This is a genomic window from Actinomyces sp. HMSC065F11 (assembly GCF_001813085.1).
Taxonomy (GTDB): Bacteria; Actinomycetota; Actinomycetes; order Actinomycetales; family Actinomycetaceae; genus Gleimia; species Gleimia europaea.
Map to the genome: position 1 here is coordinate 43,489 of NZ_KV811458.1, position 9,278 is coordinate 52,766.

6 protein-coding genes are annotated in these 9,278 nt (G+C 54.4%); 5 read left to right on the forward strand and 1 reads right to left on the reverse strand.

Annotation, left to right across the window (positions count from 1 at the left end; genetic code table 11):
• Positions 1–20: 20 nt before the first annotated feature.
• The 5 genes from HMPREF2891_RS00195 (at position 21) to gnpA (ending at position 7,326) form a co-directional block, all read left to right on the forward strand.
• Positions 21–1,349, forward strand: a complete 1,329-nt coding sequence (locus tag HMPREF2891_RS00195) for an ABC transporter substrate-binding protein (protein WP_070620695.1) — start codon at positions 21–23, stop codon at positions 1,347–1,349.
• Between the two features lie 136 nt (positions 1,350–1,485).
• Positions 1,486–2,448, forward strand: coding sequence for a carbohydrate ABC transporter permease (locus HMPREF2891_RS00200; protein ID WP_070620693.1), 963 nt, complete (start codon positions 1,486–1,488; stop codon positions 2,446–2,448).
• An 80-nt stretch (positions 2,449–2,528) separates the two neighbouring features.
• Positions 2,529–3,383, forward strand: coding sequence for a carbohydrate ABC transporter permease (locus tag HMPREF2891_RS00205; protein WP_261666678.1), 855 nt, complete (start codon positions 2,529–2,531; stop codon positions 3,381–3,383).
• Between the two features lie 11 nt (positions 3,384–3,394).
• Positions 3,395–5,176 carry a family 20 glycosylhydrolase gene (locus HMPREF2891_RS00210; protein WP_070663443.1) on the forward strand — a complete coding sequence of 594 codons (1,782 nt, stop codon included), beginning with the start codon at positions 3,395–3,397 and terminating at the stop codon, positions 5,174–5,176.
• Entirely contained in the window at positions 5,173–7,326 is a 2,154-nt protein-coding gene (gene gnpA / locus HMPREF2891_RS00215; RefSeq protein ID WP_070620683.1) for a 1,3-beta-galactosyl-N-acetylhexosamine phosphorylase, read from the forward strand. The genes HMPREF2891_RS00210 and gnpA overlap by 4 nt, the downstream gene beginning before the upstream one ends.
• Positions 7,327–7,420: 94 nt before the next feature.
• Here the strand turns inward: gnpA and HMPREF2891_RS00220 are convergent, their stop codons facing one another.
• On the reverse strand, positions 7,421–8,914 hold the full coding sequence (locus HMPREF2891_RS00220; protein WP_034509756.1) for a DUF1846 domain-containing protein: 1,494 nt from the start codon (positions 8,912–8,914) through the stop codon (positions 7,421–7,423).
• Positions 8,915–9,278 lie beyond the last annotated feature (364 nt).

Below are 9,278 nucleotides of genomic sequence, written 5' to 3' on the forward strand. Positions count from 1 at the left end.
AGCTCCAAAGGAGGAAGCTTATGTCCGATATGAGAAAAATACGCAACGCTAGCCTGCTAGCTGCCGGTTTTGCCCTAGCAGCTGGCTCTCTCGCAGCTTGCGGTGACTCTGGCAAAGCCCCGGAGGCAAACGACGGCGGCGCGCCGATCGAGATTCAGTACATTCACCGCCTTCCCGACGATGAAGGCATGACTAAGGTAGCTGACATTGTAGCTAAGTGGAACGAGGAGCACCCTGACATTCAGGTTACTGCAACCAAGTTCGATGGTGCGGCATCTGATCTGATCCAGAGGATCGAGACGGACGTCAACGCTAACAATGCTCCTTGCCTTGCTCAGGTTGGCTACGGTGAGATCACCCAGCTGTACGTGAAGGGCATTTTGGAGGACGTAACCTCCGAAGCTGAGAAGTACGCTTCGAACTTCGCGGACGGTCCGGTGTCGCTAATGAGCGCTGATGGCAAGTCCTTCGGCCTGCCGCAGGATGTTGGCCCGCTCGTTTACTACTACGATGCGGCCGCGTTCGAGGAGCTTGGCCTTGAGGTACCCAAGACTACTGACGAGCTGATCTCCACGGCTAAGGCTGCTGCTGAGAAGGGTAAGTACATCCTGTCCTTCCAGCCGGATGAGTTCGGCAATATGTTCTCCGCTTTTGGCGCTGCTTCGGGTGATTCCTGGTTTACGATCGAGGATGGTTCCTGGAAGGTGGACCTGGGTGGTGAAGGCACCAAGACGGTTGTTGACACCTGGCAGAAGCTTCTCGACGACGGATCCGTCCTGACCACCCCGCGTTGGGATGACGCGTGGTCCGCAAAGGTTGCTGACGGCACCCTTATTGGCACCATCGGTGCTGCTTGGGAAGGCGCCCTCATTGCTCCGGCCGGCGAAGGCTCACCGAACGCTGGTAAGTGGGCTGTTGTTGAGATGCCGGACTGGTTCGGTAACAAGGGTATGACTGGTCCGGACGGCGGCTCTGGCGTTGCCGTTATTAAGGGCTGTGAGCACCCGGCTGAGGCGATGGAGTTCAACAACTGGTTCAACACGCAGGTGGATGACCTCGCTACCCAGGGACTCGTTCTTGCTGCTACTACCGCTACCCCGGCTACTCCGGAGAACTATGCGGGCTTCTTCGGCGGTGGTGAGGATCCGATGAAGGTCTTCGCAGCGGCTAACGAGCACATGAGCGACAAGCTCGTCTACATCCCGGGCTGGCCGGCAGTTGCCGCAGCCACTTCTGAGCCGGCAGCTGCTGCAGCTAATGGGACGGGAACCGTCCAGCAGGTAATCGATATCACGCAAAAGACCGCGATCTCGACCCTGAAGGACCTCGGGCTACCGCTAACCGAGTAGTCGTTCCACGATACTCATCTGTCGCGGCGCCGATAGGTGCACCGCACTTGTCGGCGCCGCATTTATTCCCTTTCGGGGGCACCCTGCTCCGGGGTACCCCGCACTTTTCTTGAACCTTCTGGCCTAGGGGTAATTGATGGTTTCCTCAACAATCGGGGCGACAAAGCACGCAAATCCAAAGGAACATAAGCGCAGTCAGCGTGAGCGTGAAGAGGCGCGCACCGGCTGGATATTCATGTCTCCTTTTCTGATTCTCTTCGGTCTAGTTTTCATTTTCCCTATTCTCTACGCAATCTACGCATCATTAACCACGCAACGGGTGACTGGCTCGGGAGCATTCGGCGGCGGCGAGCGCGAAACCGTTTTTGCAGGCTTTTCGAACTACGCGTACGTACTCACTTCAACTGACTTCTGGAATGGCATCGGCAGGGTGATTCTCTACACCATCTTGCAGGTTCCGTTCATGATCGGCTTCGCGCTTCTTCTTGCACTATTGGTTGATTCATTCATCCTCAAGCACATTTCAGGTTTCCGTCTCAGCTACTTCTTGCCTTACGCAATCCCCGGTGTAGCGGCCGCGATCATTTGGGTTTATCTCTACAACCCCACGCTTTCCCCTCTGGTGAAATTCCTGCACAGTGTAGGCGTTCCCGTGGACTTCTTCGCCGATGGTTGGAACATTCTATCGATGGCGAACATTACGACGTGGACATTCACGGGCTACAACATGCTGATCTTCCTCGCAGCCTTGCAAGCGATCCCGCATGACTTGTACGAGGCGGCAAGACTCGATGGTGCAAGCGGTTTCCAGATCGCCACGAAGATCAAAATTCCTAATGTCCGCGGCGCCGCGCTCTTGGCTATGCTCCTCTCGATCGTTGGTACGATCCAGCTGTTCAACGAACCACAGATTATGCAGACGGCAGATCCTGGCATTAGCAACGCGTTCACGCCGATGATGATGGCGTTGAATACTATGAAGGGCAGTTTGACCCCACAAGGTCCGGGTCCTGCATCCGCTATTTCGATTGTTATGGCTCTGATTGCTGGTGTTCTGGCAGTGGGCTACTTCTTGGCTGAAAGGAAGTTGAGCAAATGAGCACGGCAGTAGCAAATGGAATTAAGAAGGCCACTAAGCCCAAGCGTAGGAAAGAACCGAAATATGAGCCCCCCAAGTCGATGCGCGCATCGACAGGGGTGAGAATCCTTACCATCGCTATTTTGGTACTCGCGTTCATCTACTTCGTTTTCCCGATCTACTGGATGATCGTCACAGCGACGAAGACGCCGGGCCAGATTGTTTCTTCTAATGGCCTGTGGTTCGCGGTTCCCTTCTCGGACCTACCGGAGATGATCGCCCGTAACTATGAGAAGCTTATCGGCCTAACCAGGGGATACTTCTGGCGCTGGGTAGGCAACTCGATCCTCTACTCGACGGTTGCGGCGACGATTGGCACGATCGTGTCAGTGATGGCTGGTTACGCAACGTCTAAGTTTGAGTTCCGCGGCAAGAACTTCACGATTGGTGTAGTTATGGCGGCGCTGCTGATGCCTGCCGCCCTAATGACCATTCCGCAGTATGCGATCTTCCAGTCGGTCGGATTGGATAACACCATGTGGTCAATGATCATCCCGGCGTGTGTTTCCCCATTCGGCTTCTTCCTCGGCCGGGTTTACTCTGATAACTCCGTTCCCAAGGAGCTCCTCGAAGCGGCGCGCATCGACGGTGCAAGTGAAGCGCGAATCTTCTTCACGATTGTTCTGCGCGTACTCGCGCCCGCAATGGTTACGATCTTCCTGTTCATGTTCGTCGCCACGTGGAACAACTTCCTGTTGCCTTTGATGATGATCTCATCGGACTCTTTAAAGCCTGTAACACTTGGCCTTTACGGCATGATTTCTTACGCGCTGTTTAACGAAAATGGCGTGCTGATGATGGCTGCATTCTTTGGCATCATCCCCGTGATGATCCTGTTCCTCAGCTTGCAGCGCTTCTGGCAGGCCGGCCTCGCCGCTGGTTCGGTGAAGGAGTAGAAGGAAAAACTATGTGGCCAAGTGTCGTCCCTAGCTTTGAGGGCGTGCAGTACGCCAGAGGTCGTTGGCCGGTCGATGGTACGCGTAGCGTGCACGTGGACCCGGCTAGGGACGATCTGCGCCGTGAAGGTTTTGAACTGATAGTTTCAGCTTCCGAGGCGGTGATTATTGCCGCTTCGCAGGAGGGAGCAGACTACGGCCAGGATGCACTTGAAAACCTGGTAAGGGTTACAAAACTAGCGGGAGAGAACTCGCTAGAGTGCGGGCGTGTTATTTCAACGCCTTTTTATAGGGAGAGGGGAGTGACACTTTCGGCGTCCACTCTTGTTTATTCGAGGCCGTTCCTGACCGAACTACTCCAACTGATGCGCTCGCTGAGGTTGAATCAGCTGTTGCTCGAAGTGAATATTGCCGAGAAAGGATCGCAGTGGCCGTACTGGCGTGCAGAAGAAGTACGTTGGATAGTTGAGCAGGCCCGCACTAACCATATTGAGGTTATTCCGCAGGTAAATGCACCCTCACATATGGAAACATATTTGCGTCACGCGCCCGAGATGGCGCTGGTCCGTGATGGCAAGCCAGATCTGGATCGCTTGGATTTCACCAGGCCAGAGGCGCTCGATTTTTATATGGCAATGGTGGATAAGTATGCGGATGTGTTCACGTCATCGTGGTGGCACATGGGGGCCGATGAGTTCGAACACGCCGACGTGACTTTCGACGATTTCCCCCAGATTCGTGAGCGTGCACAAGAACTATTGGGAGCCGACGCCCAGCCGCGAGACCTATACGTGCATTTCATTAACCAGGTCGCGCAGCAACTGTCGCAGCGAGGCAAGCGCCTGCGCATTTGGAATGACTCTTTGAAACCGACAAAGGTGGCGCTTGCCCGGGACATCGTGGTGGAGTACTGGCAAGATCGCGGGTACCGAGTTAGCGAGCTACTCGATGCAGGTTTTGAAGTACTGAATGTTTCTGAGCATTTGTACTGGTCGCGTTCTGAAATGATGTGCATGGATACGGAAGAAAAATACGTTACGCGTACGGTTGATTCTTTCGCGACGGGAGAGCAGATAAACCACTCTAATGTGCTCGGGCTACGCGCATCTATCTGGCCAGATCGGGCTTGGATGCAAACCGAGAATGAAGTCATCGAGGAGGTGCGTCACGGTCTTGCCCTAGTGGCGCAAAACGGTTGGAGCCACACCTACCCATGGCCGCAGTGGAGTGACGCGTTGCAGGTAATCGACCAGGTGGTTGTGCAGGAGCGACCGGAACTGCCTGCATTCTTATCGAATAGAGTTTGGGAAATACCCGCGTTGAGGGGGATCGGTGAGACGTGGCGCTTCCTGCCAACACCCGACGGGTATTACCGTATGCAACGGGTGATGGACTCTAAGTTCGTGTCGCTCAGATCTGGTAGGTGCATGCTCGGAGTCGTCATGGAAGAGGGCGCCGAGCTTGAACTAAGAGATGATGTGGACCCGAGCGGTGTGGAGGCCGCTGCGGCAACGCGGCACACTTTCCTAGACATTCCGCCGGCGCAAGACGGCAAGCCTTGGAATCAGACGATTCGCGAGGTGGAGCGTGAGCTGTACGAATACAACTGTCAAAAATGGCAGGTGACGGTTGTGGGCGAGCCCTCGGGTACGGGTGTGGCCGCCAATGAGGCACGGGTGATTATTCGTGCGGCGCTTAGCCAACTTGAACTTTCAGAAGATGAATCGGGTGTCCAAGTTCGCGCTCCCGAAGGCAAAACCATTGATCTAAAGCTTGTGAAGGAGCTACCGTGAAGGGCCGTCTAACTATTCCCACCGATCTTGATGTTGTGCCAGAAACGCTCGAACTTATCGAACGTTGGGGTGCGGATGCTGTGCGCGACGCGGACGGGACCGAGTTCCCTGCGCAGTTGCGAGACATTGACGCGAAGATTTATAAGACTTACTACACCACTCGTAAAGATAATGAGTGGGCAAAAGCGAACCCTGACGAGGTGCAACAGTCATACATCATGACTGCTTTTCATACGGCTGGTGAGCAAGAGTTGCGAATCAGGCTGATGGAGGGAATCAGCCCGGAGCTTATGCGGCCGAACACGCGCGATGACATTAAGCGCTGGTGGGAGGTCGTTGACCGCACTACCGGACAACCGCTTGATCCTGCCGAGTGGCGTTACGATGGGGAGTCGGGCGAGGTAGTCATTGCGGCGCCTACCGCATACCACGAGTACACGGTGAGTTTCCTGGCGTACTTGATTTGGGATCCGGTACACATGTACAACGCGGTGGTGAACGATTGGAAGGATTTCGAACACCAGATCACGTTCGATGTGCGTCAGCCCAAAACCCACGCTTGGTCGTTGGAGCGCCTACGTACGTTTATTAAGCAGAACCCGCACGTTGACGTGATCCGGTTCACCACGTTCTTCCACCAGTTCACGCTGGTTTTTGATGAGTTGAAACGTGAGAAGTATGTGGATTGGTACGGCTATTCGTCCTCGGTAAGCCCTTATATTTTGGAGCAGTTCGAAGAAGAGGTTGGCTATAAGTTCCGTCCCGAGTTCATCATCGACCAGGGCTACTACAACAACCAGTACCGTATTCCGTCTAAAGAGTTTCAGGATTTCCAGGCGTTCCAGCGCCGCCAAGTGACGGCATTGGCTCGGGAGATGACAGATATCTGTCACGAGGCCGGCGTTGAGGCAATGATGTTTCTTGGAGACCACTGGATTGGCATGGAGCCATTCACGCCAGAGTTCCAAAATGCTGGTGTTGACGCGGTTGTGGGCTCGGTCGGAAACGGCTCTACGTTGCGCCTCATTTCTGATATTGAGGGCTGTAAGTACACGGAAGGTCGCTTCCTGCCGTACTTCTTCCCAGATTCGTTCTACGAGGGCGCGGATCCGGTTATCGAGGCTAAGGAAAACTGGGTTACCGCGCGCCGCGCGATTTTGCGTAAACCGATTGATCGCATTGGTTATGGCGGATACTTGAAGCTCGCATACCAGTTCCCGAAGTTCGTAGAGTACGTGGAGTCGGTTGCGAACGAGTTCCGTGAACTATACGCGAACGTTGCGGGTACCACGCCGTTCACGATCAAGACGGTTGCGGTTCTTAACTCCTGGGGCAAGATGCGTGCTTGGGGCAACCACATGGTTCACCATGCGCTGTACCAGAAACAGAACTACTCGTACGCAGGTTTGATTGAGGCGCTGTCGGGTGCCCCATTCGATGTTCGTTTCATTTCTTTTGATGATGTGAAGGCGGATGCGTCAGTGCTTGACGACATTGACGTGATTATTAATGTGGGCGATGCTGATACAGCTCACACGGGCGGATTCCGCTGGGAGGATCCACAGATTTCAACGACGATCCGCAAGTTCATTATGAATGGCGGCGGTTTTATTGGCGTAGGTGAGCCTTCAGCACACCAATATCAGGGCCGTTTCTTCCAGCTTGCGGCCGCGCTGGGCGTTGAGAAAGAAACCGGTTTCACGCTGAACTACGACAAGTACAACTGGAATGAGTGTCGCGATCACTTCATTTTGGAGGACGTCGAGGGCGAGGTTGACTTTGGGGAAGGCAAGAAGTCGGTGTTCGCACTGGATGGTGCCCAGGTTTTAGTGCAGCGTGATAAGGAAGTGCAGCTGGCGACGAATAGTTACGGCAACGGCAGAGCTGTGTACATTTCTGGTTTGCCGTATTCGGCTGAGAACTCCCGCCTGCTGTACCGCGCGATTCTATGGGCGGCGAGTAGCGAGTCAGAATTGCATAAGTGGTTCTCTTCCAATGTGAATGTAGAGGTACACGCTTACCCGCAAAATGGTAAGTATTGCGCAGTGAATAACACGTACAAACCCCAATCCACCACGATATACCTGGATGATGGATCCTCATTTGGTATCGATATGCAGGCTAACGAGATCCGCTGGTACGAGATCTAATATGGGAGCGTTGAGGGGGACACTGCCTAAGCATGTCCCCCTCAGTTAATGTGGCTGCACAGTTTTCGGCGCCGCGCGCCCGGCCTCTGGTCTTTCACCGCTTTTGGTAGACGCCCTTGCGCCAATATTTCGGTTCGCAAGTCACATTAATCCCCAGGTTTCTGAAGATCCCCTCATCAACGGAGCCTAGGATCGTGGTGGTGTGTACGTCGCAACCTTGGAGCGCTTGCAGTTGTTCGAGGGCGCGGCGCGCATACTCGTTGGTGTTTGCTGAAACCGATAGCGCGATGAGTACTTCATCGGTGTGCAGCCGCGGGTTGCGAGACCCGAGGTGCTCCGTTTTGAGCTTCTGAATGGGCTCAATGGATTCGGGCGCAAGCAGATGCATCTTCGGAGGGATCCCAGCGAGTAGTTTGAGCGCATTTAGGAGCATCGCAGCCGACGGGCCCAGCAGGGCTGATGTTTTACCGGTAACGATGGTTCCGTCCTGCAGTTCAATGGCTGAACCTGGATTCTTAGTTTTGCGCTCAATTTCGAGGGCGGGGCGTACAACTGGCCGATAGTTGCGGTCTATGCCCAGCTTGCCCATGATGATGGCAATGTGGTCAGATTCGTGACTGTCTGTGCCAGCACGCTTTTCTTCAACGAGCGCCTTGAAGTATCGACGAATCACTTCCTGCTTAGCGGCCTCACGACATACATCATCGTTGCTGATGCAGCTCCCAACCATATTCACACCCATGTCGGTGGGCGACTTGTAGGGACATGACCCGGTGAGCTTTTCAAGCAGTGCCGAGAGCAGGGGGAACACTTCTAGGTCGCGGTTGTAGTTGACCGCCCTCGTACCATATGCGGCGAGGTGGAAGTGGTCGATCATATTTACGTCGTCGAGGTCGGCAGTGGCAGCCTCATACGCCATGTTCACGGGATGGTCGAGCGGCAGATCCCAGATGGGGAAGGTCTCAAACTTGGCGTAGCCGGCCTGGTTACCCCGCTGGAATTCGTGGTAAATCTGCGACAGGCATGTGGCAAGCTTGCCTGATCCGGGTCCGGGAGCCGTTACAAGTACTACGTCCCTCGAGGTTTCGACAAAGTCATTGCGGCCAAATCCCTTGGGCGACACGATGTGCTCAATGTCCGCCGGATACCCCTTGATGGTGCGATGCCGCGCGACTTTCAATCCGAGCTTTTCTACGCGGGTGCGAAACGCTTTCGCTTCCTTGTTTCCCTCATCCATTTGGGTGAGGACGACGTTCTCAACTAGAAAGCCACGCTCGCGAAATACGTCTATGAGGCGAAGCGCGTCCTCTTCATAGGGGATCCCGGTGTCTGCGCGAACTTTGGTGTGCTCAAGATTCTTGGCGTTGATCGTAACGAGGATCTCGATGCGATCTTTAAAGGTCTCAAGCATCGCGATCTTGTTGTCCGGGGTGAAGCCCGGAAGTACTCGAGAGGCGTGGAAATCGTCGAAGAGCTTTCCACCCATTTCAAGGTAGAGCTTTCCGCCGATCTGGTTTCGACGTTCGTTAATGTGCTTCGACTGAAGTTCGATGTATCGTTTGCGGTCAAACCCGATTGGCCGGTGCATAAACTACCTCTCGTAGTGCGGCTGGTGTGCGCCGCTTAGGGGATCACCGCCTTCTTATTCTACTGCACGCGGGGTGGAGTTAATACGTCGTAACCGTGCGGAAAAATGGGTGTGGTGGGAGTCACCGCGAATAGATTTGACCCTGCAAATCCACGTGTGTAGAGTTTCTATTCGTTGCCCCGCGAAAGCGGAGGAACAAAACCTAGATAGTTTCCGGCGGCGAAGTCACTAAGTTGACAAACCAGATAGAAACATTAGACTAGGAAGTCCGGTTAAAAATCCGGAAAGACACCTTAGCGAGAACCTCCAAAGCATTGAGGGTTCAGCTTCGTGTGGGTGTTGTTTGTGAACTCGATAGTGTGTT

Coding starts and splice junctions, on each gene's coding strand:
- HMPREF2891_RS00195 (WP_070620695.1), top strand. CDS start 21: ATGTCCGATATGAGAAAAATACGCAACGCTAGCCTGCTAGCTGCCGGT.
- HMPREF2891_RS00200 (WP_070620693.1), top strand. CDS start 1,486: ATGGTTTCCTCAACAATCGGGGCGACAAAGCACGCAAATCCAAAGGAA.
- HMPREF2891_RS00205 (WP_261666678.1), top strand. CDS start 2,529: ATGCGCGCATCGACAGGGGTGAGAATCCTTACCATCGCTATTTTGGTA.
- HMPREF2891_RS00210 (WP_070663443.1), top strand. CDS start 3,395: ATGTGGCCAAGTGTCGTCCCTAGCTTTGAGGGCGTGCAGTACGCCAGA.
- HMPREF2891_RS00220 (WP_034509756.1), bottom strand. CDS start 8,914: ATGCACCGGCCAATCGGGTTTGACCGCAAACGATACATCGAACTTCAG.